Source organism: Halioxenophilus sp. WMMB6 (genome assembly GCF_033283405.1).
Classification (GTDB): Bacteria; Pseudomonadota; Gammaproteobacteria; order Pseudomonadales; family Cellvibrionaceae; genus Halioxenophilus.
On the sequence record NZ_JAWMQR010000010.1, the window covers coordinates 22,948 to 41,032 of the forward strand.

At 55.2% G+C, this 18,085-nt stretch carries 16 protein-coding genes and 1 pseudogene; 9 read left to right on the forward strand and 8 right to left on the reverse strand.

What is annotated here, in order from left to right; translation table 11 throughout:
• Positions 1-68: 68 nt before the first annotated feature.
• The 4 genes from SBL51_RS19460 to SBL51_RS19475 form a co-directional block, all read right to left on the reverse strand.
• The gene (locus SBL51_RS19460; protein WP_317932804.1) at positions 69-668 is read right to left on the reverse strand and encodes a CBS domain-containing protein; all 600 of its coding nucleotides are present in this window, start codon (positions 666-668) and stop codon (positions 69-71) included.
• An 83-nt stretch (positions 669-751) separates the two neighbouring features.
• On the reverse strand, positions 752-1,063 hold the full coding sequence (locus SBL51_RS19465; RefSeq protein WP_317932806.1) for a hypothetical protein: 312 nt from the start codon (positions 1,061-1,063) through the stop codon (positions 752-754).
• A gap of 166 nt (positions 1,064-1,229) precedes the next feature.
• The gene (locus SBL51_RS19470) at positions 1,230-2,624 is read right to left on the reverse strand and encodes a PAS domain S-box protein (protein ID WP_317932808.1); all 1,395 of its coding nucleotides are present in this window, start codon (positions 2,622-2,624) and stop codon (positions 1,230-1,232) included.
• Positions 2,621-5,059, reverse strand: a complete 2,439-nt coding sequence (locus SBL51_RS19475; protein ID WP_317932809.1) for an EAL domain-containing protein — start codon at positions 5,057-5,059, stop codon at positions 2,621-2,623. Before SBL51_RS19475 ends, SBL51_RS19470 begins: the two co-directional genes overlap by 4 nt.
• Before the next feature lie 349 nt (positions 5,060-5,408).
• On the opposite strand from SBL51_RS19475, the gene SBL51_RS19480 reads away from it, so the two are divergent.
• The 3 genes and pseudogenes from SBL51_RS19480 (at position 5,409) to aroE (ending at position 7,796) form a co-directional block, all read left to right on the forward strand.
• A complete protein-coding gene (locus SBL51_RS19480) occupies positions 5,409-5,978 on the forward strand; it encodes a Sua5/YciO/YrdC/YwlC family protein (RefSeq protein WP_317932810.1) in 570 nt (189 codons plus the stop codon).
• A 78-nt stretch (positions 5,979-6,056) separates the two neighbouring features.
• Positions 6,057-6,959: pseudogene (gene hemF, locus SBL51_RS19485) on the forward strand (oxygen-dependent coproporphyrinogen oxidase); the annotation flags it as partial.
• A gap of 33 nt (positions 6,960-6,992) precedes the next feature.
• On the forward strand, positions 6,993-7,796 hold the full coding sequence (gene aroE, locus SBL51_RS19490) for a shikimate dehydrogenase (RefSeq protein WP_317932978.1): 804 nt from the start codon (positions 6,993-6,995) through the stop codon (positions 7,794-7,796).
• A 7-nt stretch (positions 7,797-7,803) separates the two neighbouring features.
• On the opposite strand, the gene SBL51_RS19495 is transcribed toward aroE, so the two are convergent.
• Positions 7,804-8,343 carry a gamma carbonic anhydrase family protein gene (locus SBL51_RS19495; RefSeq protein ID WP_317932811.1) on the reverse strand — a complete coding sequence of 180 codons (540 nt, stop codon included), beginning with the start codon at positions 8,341-8,343 and terminating at the stop codon, positions 7,804-7,806.
• An 85-nt stretch (positions 8,344-8,428) separates the two neighbouring features.
• Here SBL51_RS19495 and SBL51_RS19500 point away from each other — a divergent pair, with 85 nt between their 5' ends.
• The gene (locus SBL51_RS19500) at positions 8,429-10,504 is read left to right on the forward strand and encodes a M3 family metallopeptidase (RefSeq protein WP_317932812.1); all 2,076 of its coding nucleotides are present in this window, start codon (positions 8,429-8,431) and stop codon (positions 10,502-10,504) included.
• Between the two features lie 11 nt (positions 10,505-10,515).
• A complete protein-coding gene (locus tag SBL51_RS19505) occupies positions 10,516-10,788 on the forward strand; it encodes a YheV family putative zinc ribbon protein (RefSeq protein WP_317932813.1) in 273 nt (90 codons plus the stop codon).
• Here SBL51_RS19505 and SBL51_RS19510 read toward each other — a convergent pair.
• Positions 10,772-11,407, reverse strand: a complete 636-nt coding sequence (locus tag SBL51_RS19510) for a hypothetical protein (RefSeq protein WP_317932814.1) — start codon at positions 11,405-11,407, stop codon at positions 10,772-10,774. The genes SBL51_RS19505 and SBL51_RS19510 overlap by 17 nt on opposite strands.
• Before the next feature lie 183 nt (positions 11,408-11,590).
• Positions 11,591-12,910, reverse strand: a complete 1,320-nt coding sequence (locus tag SBL51_RS19515) for an MATE family efflux transporter (protein WP_317932815.1) — start codon at positions 12,908-12,910, stop codon at positions 11,591-11,593.
• A gap of 433 nt (positions 12,911-13,343) precedes the next feature.
• Between SBL51_RS19515 and coxB the strand changes: the two genes are divergently transcribed.
• The 4 genes from coxB (at position 13,344) to SBL51_RS19535 (ending at position 17,680) form a co-directional block, all read left to right on the forward strand.
• Positions 13,344-14,492 (forward strand): cytochrome c oxidase subunit II, encoded by a 1,149-nt coding sequence (gene coxB / locus SBL51_RS19520; protein ID WP_317932816.1) that lies wholly within the window; start codon positions 13,344-13,346, stop codon positions 14,490-14,492.
• A 38-nt stretch (positions 14,493-14,530) separates the two neighbouring features.
• Complete coding sequence (gene ctaD, locus SBL51_RS19525) at positions 14,531-16,084, forward strand: cytochrome c oxidase subunit I (protein ID WP_317932817.1); 1,554 nt, start codon at positions 14,531-14,533, stop codon at positions 16,082-16,084.
• A gap of 6 nt (positions 16,085-16,090) precedes the next feature.
• A complete protein-coding gene (locus tag SBL51_RS19530) occupies positions 16,091-16,648 on the forward strand; it encodes a cytochrome c oxidase assembly protein (protein ID WP_317932818.1) in 558 nt (185 codons plus the stop codon).
• A gap of 111 nt (positions 16,649-16,759) precedes the next feature.
• On the forward strand, positions 16,760-17,680 hold the full coding sequence (locus tag SBL51_RS19535) for a cytochrome c oxidase subunit 3 (RefSeq protein WP_317932820.1): 921 nt from the start codon (positions 16,760-16,762) through the stop codon (positions 17,678-17,680).
• Positions 17,681-17,714: 34 nt separating this feature from the next.
• Here SBL51_RS19535 and SBL51_RS19540 read toward each other — a convergent pair whose 3' ends face one another.
• Entirely contained in the window at positions 17,715-17,969 is a 255-nt protein-coding gene (locus SBL51_RS19540) for a DUF2909 domain-containing protein (protein ID WP_317932821.1), read from the reverse strand.
• Positions 17,970-18,085: the final 116 nt, after the last annotated feature.

Genomic DNA, 18,085 nt, shown 5'->3' on the forward strand with positions numbered 1-18,085 from the left:
CCGGCGCTGTCCGGGCCCGGTCCGCAACTGGCATCCTCCGCCACCAGTTATTGTGAGTAGCAGCGCCGTTAGTTAACGCCAATGCAGAGCGGCGTGCGCGGGTTCACCTGGCGGTAGACCGCACTGCAGATCTGCCCAAAATTGGGCTCGCGAATCAGGTTGAGCGGCAATCCCAGTTTCTGGGCAATTTCATAGGCCGAGATAACCCCGCGAATTTTATGTGTTTGGGTGTCGATCACCAAACAGTGGTGTAGGCCGCTGCTATCCAAGGTGTAGAGCACCTCTTGTAACGTGGCCTTGGCAAATTGATCATAGGCCAGCGCCTTCAACTCACTTTTCGGCGTCATAAACTCAGACACCGTCAGTTCATCGCGGTGATAACCCGACGAAATTTTTCGGATCAGCTCCTGCCCATTTAAACGGTCAAAGCCAACCACACCCACCAGGTGATCATCCTTACCCAGCACCATCAATAAGCGAACGCTGGCGCGTCGTAAAATTTCAATTGCCTCCGCCGCAGGGAAATTGACATCAACAAAGACCGGCGCCTCTTTACTAAAATCGGTCAACAAATCCACAGCCGGTGTTGTTAAGCTCCAGTGGCCGTCTACGTAGGGGCTGGCCAAATCCTGACAACAGGAAGAATCCAGAAGGGCTAATTTCTGCATAATAATACTCCACAGATCTTTCGGCATTGATAGCAATGCTCTGATCACAAGTTTGTGATTAAAAAAGAAAAATTGGTTTACAGCTAACTGGGCAAACCACGTGGAGGGGCACGAATGGCGTACCAGCGTGCAACCAACCGGGGGATTTGGGTCTGGCCAGTGAACGCCGGCACCGGAGGATGTGCTGGGATGAAAGTTGGGAAGGTTTGACTGGGAATAGCCTGATCACAATCAGGGGAGTCTGAATCGTTTTGGATAAGAGTAACGGCGCCGTCGAGGTTGGAGAAACCATCGCCGATACTCTGCACGGAGCCTGCACACACCGCATAGACCGAGAGCACCAGCATAACGCTGTGCATCAGGGCTATTAATTTAGCGGGGCGAGGAGAGAGCATTTATACCTGTTTTTCTAAAGGATATTAAACCCGGCCAGCCGCCGGAGACTTCAGCTATGACTGTCTATTTAACACCCAGTTCCGGGAAATAGCCACCAGCCACGCCTATTTTCTCTACGTTCATCCATCGCCCATCCAGCCGCTATTAATCAACGCCCGCTTTTGATCAACCAGCCTCTTGCAGATTAAAGGCAAACTCGAAGCGGGTGGGGAAACGGTCAATGGCCACCACCTCTCCGCCAAGCTGATCGACCAACGCAAATATCAGCCGCAACCCCAACGACGGGTTATTGTAAAAGTCGACACTGCCGTCAATACCGCGCCCGGTATCGGTAACCAGCAGTTGGATATTGCCAATGTCACCGGCCAGAGTGACCGATACCAATCCTGTGGCTTTGGGTTCGAAGGCGTGCTTCAGGGCATTAGAGATCAGTTCATTAATAATGAGCGAAAGAGGAATACTGCTATCGATGGGCAGTAGTATCGGGGCTAGGTTGAGTTCTATCTCGATTAAGTCGGCACCGTACGACATCAACAGATTTTCGCGCAGGTTGGTTATCACCGTGGCCATATCCACCCGCGACAGATCTTTCGACTGGTACAACGCCTGGTGTATTAATGCCATCGATTTCACCCGATTTTTACTTTCGATGATAGCGTTAACTTCCCGCTCAGACTCCAGCGTATCGAGCTGCATACCCAATAAGCTATCGATAATCTGTAAATTGTTTTTCACCCGGTGGTGAATTTCCGACAACAGCACCTCTTTCTCTTTGATGGCTTTCAGCAGCTCCTCCTCCTGCTGTTTGCGCTCGGCAATATCCACCACCGAGGCAAGAATCATGGTGCCATTTGGGGTATTGATGGGGTTGATACCAATCTCCACTGGAATCTCGCGGCCATCTTTGTGCACCGCATAGAGATCGCGCCCCTTGCCCATGGCCCGGGAGATCGGATTATCGTAATAATCCTTACGCAATTTTTTATGGTTTTCGCGAAACCGTTGTGGCACCAGCCAACTGATCTCTTTGCCGACCAGCTCCTCACGGCTATAACCAAACAGCCGCTCGGCAAAATTATTCACCAAAATAATCAGACCATCGGCGTCGGTCATAATCATGCCGTTGGGTGCCGCCTCCACCGCCAGGCGCATCATGTCATGTGCCCGTTTGCGCTCGGTAATATCGGTAATGGCGGCAATCACAAAGGATTTACCATCGGCAATAATCGGGTTTAATCCAATTTCCAAAGGAATTTCCGATCCATCTTTATGCAAGCCGTAGAGTTCCATACCACTGGCCATGGTGCGCGCAATCGGTCGTTTGAAGTAGGCACTGCGTTGATGCGGGTGGTGGTGACGAAAGCGCTCCGGCACCAACAGATCAATCGACCGATCCATTAACTCATCGCGCTGGTAACCAAACAGCGACTCCAAACTGGAGTTGACCAACAAGATTTTGCCGTCGTGATCGATCAACACCATGGCATTGGGCGAGGCCTCCAAGGTCAAGCGGATCATCAGGTCATCGCGACTTTGATTGGTAATCGGCAGGCTGTTCACGGCAATGCCCACTTCGATTGATTTAATTGTGCCAGCAGCTGCTCAAACTCCTGCACTGCAACCGGGCGGCCCAAATAATAGCCCTGCAAATGGTCACAGCCGATATCCAGTAAAAAATCCATCTGCTGCCGGTTTTCAATACCCTCGGCCACCACTTTCAAATTGAGCTGTTTACCGAGGGCAACAATCGCCTTAACAATGGAGCAGTCGTTCATATCCTCGGGAACATCGCGAATAAATTTCTGGTCGATTTTAATTCTGTCGAGCGGCAGATACTTTAACGAACTCATACAGGAGTAGCCGGTGCCGAAATCGTCGATGGCAATAGCCAAACCTTTATTGGCCAATTCGTTCAGAGTTAACACCACCTGCTCGTTGTCCTGCAGGCAGGATTCAGTCACTTCAATTTCAAAATCACTGGCGTTGAGTTGCAACTGGGCCAGGCGTGTCATCAGCTTGTAGGTAAAAGAGCGATCCTCCAGCTGCGGTACCGAAATATTAATTCCCACTATCGGCACTGGGACATTGCCAGTACGCCATTCACGCATTTGCCGTGTTGCCTCATCAATCACCCAATTGCCCACATCCAATATCAGCGAGCTGGCTTCAGCGTAGGGAATAATTTCATTGGCGCCCAGCAGGCCTTTCTCCGGGTGCTGCCACCGCAGTAAGGCTTCACAACCGACACACTCACCGCAGGCGGCATCAATCTGTGGCTGGTAATGGAGCCGAAATTCATTCTGCTTTAAGGCCCGGCGCAACTCCTGTTCGCGACTGAAATATTTAGTGGTGTAATCGCTCATCTCCGCTTTAAAAAAGGTAAATTTATTGCGTCCGGCGGTTTTCGCGGCGTACATGGCCATATCCGCCGATTTGATCAGCTCCTCAGCCGTTTGCGCATCCCGGGGGTAAACACCGATACCAATACTGCCACCAATGGTAACTTCAATACCCGCCAGCATTACCGGCTGTGCCAGGGTCGCCAGCAGTTTTTCACAGAGAAACTCCAGGTGCGTGTCCGACTGCACACCCTCCAACAACAGAATAAATTCATCGCCACCGATTCTGCCCAGGGTATCGGTGGCACGAATCTCACTTAACAGCCGCTTGGTTATAGTTACCAGCAGCGAGTCGCCCACCTGATGGCCCATGGTGTCGTTGATGCGTTTAAAGTGGTCCAGATCCAAAAAGAGCACCGCTAGCGAACTCTGATCGCGTTTAGCCTTACTGATGGCATGGTTTAAACGGTCGCGCAGCAGGCTGCGGTTAGGCAGGCCGGTTAAGGTGTCGTGATAGGCAATGTGGGCCAGTTTTTCATGGGCATCGTGGACCTCGGTAATATCCGATAGCACAACCACAAATTTACCAAACTGATCACTGGCATCTTTAACGGCGGCAATGTTGGCCCACACATGACGCAGGGCGCCGTTTTCACAAAACATACGTAGCTGCCCCTGCCAGGTGTGCTCTGCCTCCGCGTCGGCCCATATGGTGGTGTAGGTCTTCTGGTCGATATTATGTCGGCTGAGCACCGGCAGTTCGCGCCCAAGCAGGTCGCTCTCACTGTAGCCCGTCATTTGATGAAAGGCGGAATTAACACTGATCACCTTTTTCTCTGCATTCAGTACCACAATGCCCTCAGCACTGTGATCAAACACCAACGCCGCCTGCTTCAATTTTGATTCGACCTGCTTCTCTTTGGTGATCTCCTGAATAACGCCAATAGCCCGATAATCGGCATGGTCATGATCAAAATAACTTTTGCCATTTAGCTTAAACCAGCGATTACAACCATCTTCGTCAACACAGCGAAACTCCAGGGTCAGCTCGCTGTTCTCTTCAGTCAGCTTGGCCATTTCACTTTTAATTCGTTTTCTATCCAGGGGTACGATGCTGCGATAGAGGGTCTGCCAATCCGACATCACCGCTAATTTGGCCTCGGGGATGTACCCAAAAATAATCGGTGCCGCGGCCGAGGCCATCTCCCAAGTTCCGGCCTGAGTTGAGTCCAGCGCCAAGCGCAGGTGATTCTCCTGGTGCTTGATTAACTCGTCGTGTTTGAATCTTTCCAGAGCAACCTGTATGGCAACGTGCAAATCGCGTTCGGCAAAAGGTTTTAACAGGTAACCGTAGGGTTTGACCGCTTTCGCCCGGGAGAGGGTGGAGTCTTCGGCATGGGCGGTGAGAAAGATAATCGGAACGGGATAGACGCTCTGGATTTTCGCCGCCGTATCAACACCATCCATCTCACCTTTGATACGGATATCCATCAGAATAATATCCGGCGACGTGGCCAACGCCAGCGCCAATGCTCTATCGCCGCGCGCCGCGGTGCCCTCAATTTTGTAGCCCAAGCGCGCCAACTGACGCGACAAATCCATTGCCACAATGCTCTCGTCTTCGACAATCAATATGCTCACTGTGTTTTCAATCATGTTCGAAGCGGTAATCCGTTATCGTCGGTCAATGTATTTATGGCAGCATTTGATCGTCGGCTCTACTCATAAAGCACCGTCGCTGGCTGAAACAATTGCTTAAAGTGGCAGGGGTAATCACGAAATAGAGATTCTAATTTTTAGCGTAGACGAGATTAAACTTTTCAACTAACAATCTTCTTCTCTAAATATTTGTTTTTAATAACCAAATGCTGAGTCTATTTTTCTTCAACATTTCTTTACATGGCTTCGCCAGCAGCTGCGGTGATCAGGCGGATTACGCTGTTCAAAGCCAACCAATTTTTTTACCATGCGCCTTCTCTTTTATTACTCCTTATCCGTTTTATTCATGGATCATTGGCTTTACAACACAAAGGTTATTCACGCCGCGCGAGCGCTACAGCAGGGCTCGGTAATCGCCTACCCCACCGAAGGGGTTTGGGGTTTGGGTTGTGATCCCGCCAACGAGCAGGCACTGCTGAAAATCTTATTACTGAAAAATCGCCCCATTAACAAAGGGGTTATTTTAGTGGCGGCCAATATCGGTCAGTTCACTCCTTACCTGGCCGGCCTCAGCGACGCCGAACGCGCTACCCTGGCCGCCAGTTGGCCCGGCCCCAACACCTGGGTGATCCCCCATAACGGTTTTGCACCATCCTGGATTCGCGGTGATCATCAATCGCTGGCGGTGCGCGTCAGCGACCATCCGGTGGTGGCGGCGCTCTGCCACCTTTTCGGGGGACCGATAGTCTCCACCTCGGCCAACCCCGGCGGCCTACCCCCGGCGCGCACCCCAACCCAGGTACGCCGCTACTACCGCAACGAACCCATTGTCTATGCCCCCGGCAGCGTGGGCAGCAATGGTCAGCCCACCCAAATTCGCGATCTACGCAGCGGCCAGATACTGCGCTCCGCTTGATTTCTGATCTCGCCGCTATAAGCTTGCCCGCTGTAACAGGCGGCCCCTGTCGGCTGCCGCTAGCGCGAGGATCAGGTGATGGAAGGCGTCGATAAGCACGCGGTAAAGCAATTTTTGTTGGATCTGCAGGACCATATCTGCCAGGCACTGGAAGGTGTCGACGGCAAGGCCCAGTTCCAGGAAGAGAGCTGGCAACGGGCCGAGGGCGGCGGCGGCCGCTCGCGAGTGATGACCAACGGTGCGGTCATCGAAAAGGGGGGCGTTAACTTCTCCCATGTGACCGGCCACCAGCTGCCCGCCTCCGCCACTGCCCACCGACCGGAGCTGGCCGGGCGCCGCTTTGAAGCCATGGGCGTCTCCCTGGTGATTCACCCGGAAAACCCCTACGCCCCCACCAGCCACGCCAACGTCCGCTTTTTTATCGCCGAAAAAGAGGGCGAAGATCCGGTCTGGTGGTTTGGCGGCGGTTTCGATCTCACCCCCTACTACGGTTTCGACGAAGATTGCATCCAGTGGCACCAGGTGGCCAAAGCCGCCTGCGACCCCTTTGGCGAGCAGGTCTACCCACGCTACAAAAAGTGGTGCGACGACTACTTCTACCTCAAACATCGCGACGAGCCCCGCGGCGTTGGCGGCCTCTTCTTCGACGACCTCAACCAGTGGCCCTTCGAGCGCTGTTTTGCCTTTATGCAGGCCGTCGGTAAGGGCTACACCGACGCCATCTGCCCCATCCTCAACAAGCGCAAAAACACCCCCTATGGCGAACGCGAGAAGCAGTTCCAGCTCTACCGGCGCGGGCGCTACGTTGAGTTCAACCTGGTCTGGGACCGGGGCACCCTGTTCGGCCTGCAGACCGGCGGCCGCACCGAATCGATTCTGATGTCGCTGCCACCCCTGGTGCGCTGGGAGTACAACTACAGCCCAGAAGCGGGCTCCGAAGAGGCCAAACTCACCGACTACTACCTGCAAAGCCGCGATTGGCTGGGGCTTGGGCCAGACAAGGCGCGCTACGCCGTGTTCGGCAACCCCATTGAGCACTCCAAGTCACCAGCCATTCATCAGCAGTTCGCCGAACAGACCGGCGAGGCGATTGACTACAGTAAGCAGCTGGTGGCGGTGGATGGTTTCAGTGAGGCGGTGGAGCACTTCTTTGCCGAGGGCGGCCAAGGGCTCAATGTGACGGTGCCATTTAAGGTTGAGGCGTTTGAGCTGGCCCACACCTTGAGCCCACGGGCGCAAACCGCCGGTGCCGTCAACACCCTGTGGCTGGATGCCAACGGCCACCTCTTGGGTGACAACACCGACGGCCTTGGCCTGGTTAGTGATATCACCGGCAACCAGGGCTGGTCCATTGCCGGCAAACGCGTGCTGGTACTCGGTGCCGGCGGCGCGGTGCGGGGTATTTTGCAGCCTCTGCTGGAACAGCAACCGGCGGCAGTGGTGATCGCCAATCGCACCTTCAGCAAGGCCGACGATCTGGCCCGGCAGTTTCAGGTCTTTGGCGCCATCAGTGCCGCGCCGCTGGCGTCACTCAGCGGCAGCTTTGACCTGATTATTAACGGCACCTCGGCCAGCATTGGCGGTGAGCTGCCGGCTATTCCCGCTTCTGTGCTCGCTGCCGACAGCTGCTGTTACGACATGATGTACGGCGCCCAGCCGACGGTGTTTCTCAGCTGGGCCGCCGGCCAGGGATGCACCCGCCTGGCCGATGGCCTGGGTATGTTGGTGGCCCAAGCGGCGGAGTCCTTCCGCCTGTGGCGTGGTATCAGCCCTGAGCTCGGGCCGGTGATCGCCGCGGTGCGTCAGCAGTTGGCTTAAGCGGCGCCTACTCCGCCGCCAGGTACTCGTCTTTCAGGCGCACATAGTTGCCGGCGGTGTAGGTAAAGAAGTTGAGCTCCTTCTCTTTCAACGGCCGGCGCTGTTCCACCGGCGATCCCATATAGAGGTAGCCACTGACCAACCGCTTGCCGGGTGGTACCAGCGAACCGGCACCAATCACAACCTTGTCCTCCACCACGGCACCATCGAGCACGGTGGAGCCGATGCCGATTAAAACCTGGTTGCCAATGGTACAGCCGTGTAGAGTCACGCCATGACCGATGGTGACATCCTCACCGATGGTGAGCGGCCAGCCATCCGGGTTAAACGGGCCGGCGTGGGTGATGTGCAGAGTGCTGTTGTCCTGCACACTGGTGCGCGCACCGATGCGGATACGGTGCATATCGCCGCGTACCACCGTGCAGGGCCACACCGAGACATCGTCGCCCAACTCAACGTCGCCGATCACCACCGCGGCCGGGTCGACGTACACCCGCTCGCCCAGTTTTGGTTCGATGCCCCGCAGCGCCCGTATTGAATTTGTCATGCTCTACCCTCAAATTTAAACTTTTGTGTCCTGTCGAATGTGATCAGTCGTGATGAGCGTTTAACGCTATCAATTTGGAGTCCTCATGAGCAAGCCTTTAACGCCCAACCCACTGTTAGAAAGCCACACACTCCCCCCTTTTGCCGAGATCAAACCCGAACACGTGGTGCCGGCCATCGAGCAGTTGATCGCCGATAACCTGTCCGCCCTGGAGGCGCACCTGGCCAACAACAGCCACTACACCTGGGCCAATCTTATCGCCCCCACCGAACAGGAGGACGACCAGCTGAGCCAGGCCTGGTCGCCGGTGGGCCACCTCAATGGTGTACTCAACTCCGAGCCGCTGCGGGTGGCCTACAACGACGCCCTGCTCAAACTTACCGAATACAGCACCAAGCTCGGCCAGCACCAGGGGCTCTACCAGGCCTATCAGCAGATTGCCGCCAGCGCTGAGTACCCCCAACTGAGCCAGGCGCAGCAGCAGAGCATCAACAACGCCCTGCGCGATTTTACCCTGTCAGGCATCGGCCTGCCCGAGGCTCAACAACAGCAGTTCGCCGCCAACAGCCGTCGTCTCTCCGAGCTCTCCAGCAAGTTCTCCAACAACGTGCTGGATGCCACCCACGCCTGGTACGTGCATATAGAAGAGGCGGCCGAACTGGCCGGCCTGCCGCAGTCGGCCCTGGCCATCGCCCAGCACGCCGCCGAAGAGCGCGAGCTGGCCGGTTATGTGATCACCCTCGATATCCCCGCCTACCTGGCTGTGATGACCCACGCCGACAACCGCAGCCTGCGCGAGGCGGTCTACCGCGCCTACTGCACCCGTGCCAGCAGCGAGGGCAGCAAGGCCGATGGCAGCAGCGCCGCCGAGTGGGACAACAGCGAACTGATTCTGGAGACCCTGGCCCTGCGCCAGCAGCAGGCCGAACTGCTCGGCTTTGGCAACTATGCCGAGCTCTCCCTGACCCGCAAAATGGCCAAGAGCCCGGCCGAGGTAGAGGAGTTTCTGCTGACCCTGGCCGACCACAGCAAAGCCATGGCCAACCAGGAGCTGGCCGAACTGCGCCAGTTTGCCGCCAAAGATGGCATCAGCGAGCTGCAGGCCTGGGATGTCAGCTACTACTCCGAGAAGTTAAAACAGGAGCAGCACGCCATCTCTCAGGAGGAGCTGCGCCCCTACTTCCCGGTTGAGCGGGTGATCAGCGGCCTGTTTGCCGTCGCCAAGCGGCTATTTGACCTCGACATCGAAGCCGACGACAGCGTCAGCACCTGGCACAAAGACGCCCGCTACTACCGGGTGATGCACCAGGGGCGCGAGCTGGCCGGCTTCTATTTTGACCTCTTTGCCCGCGCCCACAAACGCGGTGGCGCCTGGATGGATGTCTGTCGCGTGCGCCGCCAGACGCCAACCGGCCTGCAGCTGCCGGTGGCCTACCTCACCTGCAACTTCAACCCACCGAGCAAAGATATCCCCTCACTGCTCACCCACAATGAGGTGACCACCCTCTTCCACGAGTTTGGCCACGGCCTGCACCATATGCTCACCAAGGTCGATGTCGCCGCGGTGAGTGGCATCAGCGGCGTGGAGTGGGATGCGGTCGAATTACCCAGCCAGTTCCTGGAGAACTGGTGCTGGCACCCGGAGGTGATCGGCCTGCTCTCCAGCCACTACCAGACCGGCGAAGCCCTACCCCAGGCGCTGTTGGAGCGGATGCTGGCGGCCAAGAACTTCCAATCCGGCATGATGATGCTGCGCCAGATCGAATTCGCCCTGTTCGACCTGCGCCTTCACTGGCACTACCCAGAGAGCACGCCGGTGTCGGTGCACGGCGTGCTGCAGGCAGTGCGCGACCGGGTGGCGGTGTTCCAGCCACCGGCCTTCAACCGCTTTGAAAACAGCTTCACCCACATCTTTGCCGGCGGCTACGCGGCCGGCTACTACAGCTACAAGTGGGCCGAGGTGCTCTCGGCGGACGCCTTCAGCGTGTTTGAGGAGAAGGGTATTTTCGACCACGACAGCGGCCAGCGCTTCCTGACCGAAATTCTGGAACAGGGTGGCAGCAAGGCGGCCAACGAGCTGTTTGTCGCCTTCCGCGGCCGCGAGCCCAGCACCGAGGCGCTGCTGCGCCACAGTGGCATTGAAGCCGCCAAGGCGAGCTAGAGGAGAACACCATGAACGATGCCAAACCCCCAGTCACCAAGCGCTTTATCGCGGGGGCGGTCTGCCCCCGCTGTGGCGAAATGGACAAATTGATGATGTATCGCCAGGACGGCGCCGATTTCCGCGAATGCAAAGCCTGTGGCTTCAACGACCAGCTGCACATTCAACCGCAGTTGCGCGAGCTGGAGACCCGGGTCAATACCCCGGAGGAGGTGAAAGAGGCGGAGACCCAGGTGGTGACACTATTGCCACTGAGCAACAAGCCACCTAGTAGTGAAACTTGACCCCCACCGAGAGATCCTCTCCAAACACCGGCCAATTCTGAGCGGCATCGGCCAGTTCGTGCAGCGGCGCCGGCTGCAGGCCGCTGAGCACGTTCTTCTCCAGCTCACCATTGGCTTCTATCGCATACTGCACCGCCATATCCAGCTCATTGGCGTAGGCTTCGCCAATGATGCTGTGCATGATCAGATTGGCAAAGGCGGTATCCGCCGGCATCGCCGGGCCACCCAGGTAGCGCAGGCAGCGGTCGTTTAACTCCTCCAGCAGACGGTGCGCCATATAGGCTTCGTCGATCAGATGGCCGTAGGAGTGCAGCTCCACCCCTTCGGGCTGGGAGAGCAGAAAATCGATGGCTAGGTCGAGGAAGAGCCCGGTGTATTGGCTGATGTTGGCGCGTTCGGCCAGGGCGTGAAAGTGTTCCAGGCAGTCGGGTAGAAAATCGATATAGCGTTCAACAAACAGGCGCAGAGCCTCCGCCTCGTTACCGGGGGGCAGCTCGATTAAGTGGTGCAATCTGGCAGAACGCTCCAAATACCAGAACTCCAGGCCAGTCGAATCCCGTTGGGCCGATTTACCCGACGCGATCACGGCTCTGATCTGGGCAATTTTATCCGGATCCATAAGTAACATACCGGCGATGGTTAACCCTATAGCTTCCCTTTGTGTGGCTGCGCTTATCTCAAGCGACTGCTGGCTATTGCTTATTCTAGTCACCACTGGTGCGGTGCGTTTTTATTATAGACACAAGATCTCAACACGCTGCGCTTTATTCGGATAGTCGATCAAAACTGCCGACTCAAACCGCTACTCCCAAATGGCGCCCTTTACCAACTTATGACCCAGATATCCCGAAAGTAAAATTCCGCGACTCAGGTTGAAAGCGACGAACGCCAGCCAGAGTGCGGTGTTGCCGCTGCCCAGCCACCAGACAGGTAAAAAGACAAGCAGTGCCGATGCCAACATGGTGTATTGCATGACATCCGGCCGTCCCCAACCAATATAGATGCCATCCATGTGGTAGGCCGCCCCCGCCAACAGTGGAAACAGCGGCAGCCAGATAAAATAGTCCCGAGCGAGGGCCGCCACCGGGGCGAGGTCGGTAAACAGGCTGATCAGATTGGGGCCCAACAGCCACAGCACTAACGCCGTTACCAGGGCGGTAACCGCGGCCCACTGCCCTGTGATACTGCACGCCAAGACAAACTGGCGCCGTTGACGGGCGCCGGCGGCGCGCCCCACCAAGGCTTCGGCGGCGTGGGCAAAGCCATCCAAACCATAGGAGACCACTCCCACCAGCTGCATCAGAATGGCGTTGGCGGCCAACACCGTCTCCCCCAGGCGCGCCCCCTGGCTGGTAAAAAAGAGGAACACCAGCAGCAGCGCTGCGGTGCGCACAAACAGATGGCTGTTGATAATGATCAGCGGCCGAAACTCACGCCAGCGCAGAGTCAAACCAGCAACGACAAACCCACTCTTAAGCGCGCGCCGCAATAACTGCCAGCCAACCAACAACGCCAACAGCTCGGCCGTCAGGCTGGCCCAGGCAGCACCGGCACTGCCCCAACCCAACCACCAGACCAACACCAGGTCAAACACCACATTGGCGACATTGAGCACCACCATCAGCAGCAGTGGCACGCGGGTGTTCTGGCGGCCAATAAACCAACCCACCAGCACGTAGTTGATCAACACCACCGGCGCCGCCAACACGCGAATGCGGCTGTAGTCCAAAGCCAGGTTCTGCACCTCGCCAGCTTGCGACAACCAACCCAGCAGCAACGGCAGCAGTGGCCACTGCAACAACCACAGCGCCACGCCAATGGTCACCGCCAAAACGGCGCTGCGTGCCAGGGTTGCCTGTTCCAGTAGCGCATCACCCGCGCCCACCGCCCGGGCGGTCAAACTGGTGGTGCCCATGCGCAAAAAGCCAAAACTCCAAAAAATAAAAGTGACCAGCGACGAACCGAGAGCAACGGCGGCGAGATGAGTGGCCTGGGGCAGGTGACCGAGAATCGCGGTATCGACAATACCGAGCAGTGGCGTGGAGAGATTGCTGAGGATCATCGGCCAGGCCAACTGCCAAACTCGTCGATGGCTGATGTTTTTAGCGCTGGCGGTTGTCATTAATTGAGCCCATAAGTGCGGTGGGACTCTGCTGTTGAATCCTCTAAAAATTAATTGCAGTCGAACGACATTAATTAATGCCTTGGTATAAAACCTGATTTAAGGCGCTGGGATTATGCCAATTTAAAATAAATTCGTTGACTTCTGTTCGCGCCTGTGGCTTCTTTACTGCTCTGCAAACCCCGCTCGAAAAAAGTTTATTTTCAATCGGTTTGCAGCACTGTAAGCAAAAATCATAATAACAACAGATCTTAAAATAAAGATACGAAATAAATAATTTTTGTGTTGGGGGCTCGCTGTCTGGAACAAACCCAGGGCTCACGCTCGGCATCGACAGTATTAATTACCGACCTTACTCGCCCTACTCTTAGCCCCAACTGTAGTTCACCGGCTGTTGTAAAAAAATAATAATCACGACACGGAGAATTGGGCAATGCTCACACTCTTTAGAAAATACTGTTCAAGCCTTTTTGCTGTACTCCTATGCTTTGGAGTCAGCGCGGTCTATGCCGATATCGGCGACCGTTGGCACACTAATATGACCGAAGGGGTAACACCGGTCAGCCGCCAAATCTACAGTTTACATATGGATATTTTTTGGTGGTGCGTCGCTATCGGCGTCGTGGTTTTTGGTGTGATGTTCTACACCATGATCGCCCACCGAAAATCCCGTGGCGCCGAGGCGGCCAATTTTCATGAAAGCACCGCGCTCGAAATTCTCTGGACCATTATCCCGTTTGTTATTCTGATTATTATGGCGGTGCCGGCCACTAGCACCTTGATAAAAATCTACGACACCAAAGAGGCCGACCTCGATATCGTCATTACCGGCTACCAGTGGAAATGGAAATACGAATACCTCAATAAGGATGTCAGCTACTTCTCCAACCTCTCCACCCCCGACGATGAAATTCACAACCTGGCCGAGAAAAACCCCAACTATCTGCTGGAAGTGGATGAGCCACTGGTGATTCCCACCAACAAAAAAGTGCGCTTTTTAATTACCGCCAACGACGTGATTCACGCCTGGTGGGTGCCGGCCCTGGCGGTTAAAAAAGACGCCATTCCCGGTTTTATCAACGAGACCTGGACCTACGTCGAAGAGCCCGGCATCTACCGTGGCCAATGCGCGGAGTTGTGCGGTAAAAACCACGGCTTTATGCCGATTGTGGTGGAAGCCAAGCCCGAGGCTGAATACCTGGCCTGGCTCGAAGATAAACAGGCCACCGCCGCCAAACTGCGCGAACTCACCGAAAAGACCTTCACCTTTGAAGAGCTGATGACCATGGGTGAAGAGGTTTATCAAACCACCTGTGCCCCCTGTCACCAGGCCAACGGCCAGGGCGTGCCGGGCGCCTTCCCAGCCATCGCCGGCAGTGCCGTCGCCACCGGCGATATTGCGCAGCACATGAACATGGTGGTCTTTGGCAGCCGCAAAAATCCAGCCATGCAAGCCTTTGGCGAGCAGCTCTCCGAAGTCAAAATCGCCTCGGTGATCACCTACCAGCGCAACTCATTCGGCAACAACATGGGCGATAGCCTGCAGCCCATCGATATTCTTAACTTTAAAGAATCCAAATAATCGAACCCAACATTAAAACAATATAAGGGAGTCCAACCATGGCACATGGTCCCGCATCCGGCATCGGCCGTTGGTTATTTACCACCAACCATAAAGATATTGGCACACTCTATTTGTGGTTTAGTTTTTTAATGTTTTTTATTGGTGGCATTTTTGCGCTGGTGATTCGCGCAGAACTGTTTGAGCCCGGCCTGCAGATTGTGCAACCGGAATTTTTTAACCAGATGACCACCATGCACGGTTTGGTAATGGTCTTCGGCGCGGTGATGCCGGCCTTTGTTGGCCTGGCCAACTGGATGGTGCCGATTATGATTGGCGCGCCCGATATGGCACTGCCGCGTATGAACAACTGGTCGTTCTGGATTCTGCCTTTTGCCTTCTCAATTATGGTGTCGACCCTCTTTATGGAAGGCGGTGCACCCAATTTTGGCTGGACCTTCTACGCCCCGCTCTCCACCACCTACGCCCCACCCAGCGTCACTTTCTTTATCGTCGCGGTGCATATCATGGGGGCCAGCTCAATTATGGGGGCCATTAATATTATCGCCACCATCCTCAATCTGCGCGCACCCGGCATGACCATGATGAAAATGCCGCTGTTCGTCTGGACCTGGTTAATCACCGCCTACCTACTGATTGCCGTGATGCCGGTACTGGCCGGGGTGGTCACCATGATGCTGATGGATATTCACTTCGGTACCAGCTTCTTTAGCGCCGCCGGTGGTGGCGACCCGGTACTCTTCCAGCATGTGTTCTGGTTCTTTGGCCACCCCGAAGTCTACATTATGATTTTGCCGGCCTTTGGTATCGTCAGTGCCATTATTCCCACCTTCTCGCGCAAGCCGCTGTTTGGCTACTCGTCGATGGTCTACGCCACCGCCTCCATCGCCTTTTTAAGTTTTATTGTTTGGGCACACCACATGTTTACCGTGGGCATTCCGCTGTTTGGCGAACTCTTCTTTATGTACGCCACCATGCTCATCGCCGTGCCCACCGGTGTAAAAGTCTTTAACTGGGTCACCACCATGTTCCGCGGTTCACTCAGTTTTGAAACGCCCATGCTGTTTGCCGTCGCCTTTGTCATTCTGTTTACCATTGGCGGCTTCTCCGGTTTGATGCTGGCCATTGCCCCGGCCGACTTCCAATACCACGACACCTATTTTGTGGTGGCCCACTTCCACTATGTATTGGTGCCGGGCGCCATCTTCTCCATCACCGCCGCCGTCTACTATTGGCTGCCGAAGTGGAGCGGCAAGATGTACAACGAGACCATGGGTAAAACCCACTTCTGGCTGGCCTTTATCGGCCTCAATTTAACCTTCTTTCCCATGCACTTCGTCGGTCTGGCTGGCATGCCGCGACGTATTCCCGACTACGCCCTGCAGTTTGCCGACTTCAACATGATCTCCAGTTGTGGCGCCTTCCTGTTTGGCGCCGCCCAAGTGCTGTTCCTCTTCAATATTATTCGCACCCTTAACAGCAGCCACAAAGCCACCGATCAGGTGTGGGAAAATCCTCACGGCCTGGAGTGGACACTGCCGTCGCCACCGCCCTACCACAGCTTCACCACGCCACCGGCTATTCAGTCGTAAGCCGCCATGAGTAACGCCAATAAAAACGTCAACCGGCTGGTAATCAAGTTATTGATTACCGGCGTTGGCATGTTCGCCTTTGCCCTGTTTGTTTTGCCACCCATGTACGAGGTGTTCTGCGATATTACCGGGCTCAACGGCAAAACCGGCGAGCGCTATGAACAGAGCACGCAAACGGTCAACGAGCAGCGGACCATTCGCGTGCAGTTTATTGGCAAAAATAATGAGGCCATGCCCTGGCAGTTTCGGCCCAACCAAACCGAGATCAAAGTCCATCCGGGGCAGGAGGTGCAGGTGAGTTATTACGCCCGCAACCCCACCGAAAATTATATGGTGGCCCAGGCGGTGCCCAGCTTGGTGCCCTATGATGCCACCGATTATTTTCATAAAACCGAGTGTTTCTGTTTTAGCAATCAGCCATTGGAGGGTGGGCACGAAGCAGAGTTGGTGTTGCGCTTTATTGTCGACAAAGATCTGCCCGAGCATATCCACACGCTCACCCTGGCCTACACCATGTTTGACATAACCGAATACAGCGATGCCGCCAAGGCAGCGGCGCGCTAGTAATAAACCGCGAGTAGTCGCAACCACAATAACAACAAAGTTAACCAACAGCGCTTATCATCGGACTGAAGTGAGTGACCGCAACCAAGCGCCAACAGTATGGGACCGCTTATGTCTAGTCACAGCAATTATTACGTACCGGAGCAGAGTAAACTTCCGATCTTTGCCTCCATTGGCCTGGCCACCACGGTTTACGGTTTGGCCAGCACCCTCAATGGCCGGGAAAATGGCACCACCATTTTATTTATCGGCTTTATGATTTTTGCCTTTGTGCTGTTTCGCTGGTTCAGCATTGTTATCAACGAAAATATACAGGGGCTAAACAATGATCAGCTGAAACGCTCGTACGTGTGGGGTATGGGCTGGTTTATTTTTAGTGAGGTGATGTTTTTTGCCGCCTTCTTCGGTGCGCTCTTTTATGTGCGCAACTTTGCCCTGCCTTGGCTGGGTGGCGAAGGCGCCCACGACAGCGCCACCAACAATCTGCTCTGGCCCGGCTTTGAAACCGAGTGGCCGCTGATGGTTACCCCCGACATGGCCACCAACGGCGAAGCCGCCAAGCGACTCGGCCCCGGCGAGAGCATGAGCTTTGGCGAAGCCGGTTCCATTTGGGGTTGGTTGCCCTTCTGGAACACGGTGGTGCTGCTCTCCTCCAGCGTTACCGTGCATCTGGCCCACACCTTTTTGAAAAATAACAAGCGCGTCGGCTTTAACTTGTGGTTAGGCATTACCGTACTGCTGGGCTGCATCTTCCTCTTTTTGCAATCCAAAGAGTATCTCGAAGCCTACCACCATATGGGCTTAACGCTGGAGAGCGGCATCTACGGCACCACCTTTTTTATGCTCACCGGCTTTCACGGCGCCCACGTTACCCTGGGCACCTTTATGTTGCTGGTGATGTTTTTGCGGGGTTCGCTCAAGGGCCACTTTAAACACGACGACTGCTTCGGATTTGAGGCCGCCAGTTGGTATTGGCACTTTGTGGACGTGGTCTGGTTGGGGCTGTTTGTCTTCGTCTACGTGTTGGGTTAGCGGCCGGTTTCTACAGCTTATTAGTTACCATTTATTAATTATTAGGGCCCGGCACGTTTTCGGTTTCGTCCGGGCCTTGATCCCAGGGGGCGTTGCTGCGCAGCTGGCCGGTGTAAAAGCCGTAAAAGAGGCAGAGCAACAACAGCATAGCCAGACTAATGCGTACCCCCAAGGCATAGAGCACACGCTTACGTGGGCTGCCCTGGTCTTTAATTAAATAGAAGAGTGCCCGGCTCAGGCTGGCAACCACGGCGATAAAAAGAATTACGATAATGGCCTTCAATAACATGATGTGCCCCAAACAGATAAGATGCGCTAGACGCTGTGCGGTTAATAATTATTAATAAATTCGCCAGTAACTGCGGTGTTGGCTTTTCACAACAAACAATTACAACAATCGTGAAG

Coding starts and splice junctions, on each gene's coding strand:
- SBL51_RS19460 (WP_317932804.1), bottom strand. CDS start 668: ATGCAGAAATTAGCCCTTCTGGATTCTTCCTGTTGTCAGGATTTGGCC.
- SBL51_RS19465 (WP_317932806.1), bottom strand. CDS start 1,063: ATGCTCTCTCCTCGCCCCGCTAAATTAATAGCCCTGATGCACAGCGTT.
- SBL51_RS19475 (WP_317932809.1), bottom strand. CDS start 5,059: ATGATTGAAAACACAGTGAGCATATTGATTGTCGAAGACGAGAGCATT.
- SBL51_RS19480 (WP_317932810.1), top strand. CDS start 5,409: ATGGATCATTGGCTTTACAACACAAAGGTTATTCACGCCGCGCGAGCG.
- SBL51_RS19495 (WP_317932811.1), bottom strand. CDS start 8,343: ATGACAAATTCAATACGGGCGCTGCGGGGCATCGAACCAAAACTGGGC.
- SBL51_RS19500 (WP_317932812.1), top strand. CDS start 8,429: ATGAGCAAGCCTTTAACGCCCAACCCACTGTTAGAAAGCCACACACTC.
- SBL51_RS19505 (WP_317932813.1), top strand. CDS start 10,516: ATGAACGATGCCAAACCCCCAGTCACCAAGCGCTTTATCGCGGGGGCG.
- SBL51_RS19510 (WP_317932814.1), bottom strand. CDS start 11,407: ATGGATCCGGATAAAATTGCCCAGATCAGAGCCGTGATCGCGTCGGGT.
- SBL51_RS19515 (WP_317932815.1), bottom strand. CDS start 12,910: ATGACAACCGCCAGCGCTAAAAACATCAGCCATCGACGAGTTTGGCAG.
- coxB (WP_317932816.1), top strand. CDS start 13,344: ATGCTCACACTCTTTAGAAAATACTGTTCAAGCCTTTTTGCTGTACTC.
- ctaD (WP_317932817.1), top strand. CDS start 14,531: ATGGCACATGGTCCCGCATCCGGCATCGGCCGTTGGTTATTTACCACC.
- SBL51_RS19530 (WP_317932818.1), top strand. CDS start 16,091: ATGAGTAACGCCAATAAAAACGTCAACCGGCTGGTAATCAAGTTATTG.
- SBL51_RS19535 (WP_317932820.1), top strand. CDS start 16,760: ATGTCTAGTCACAGCAATTATTACGTACCGGAGCAGAGTAAACTTCCG.
- SBL51_RS19540 (WP_317932821.1), bottom strand. CDS start 17,969: ATGTTATTGAAGGCCATTATCGTAATTCTTTTTATCGCCGTGGTTGCC.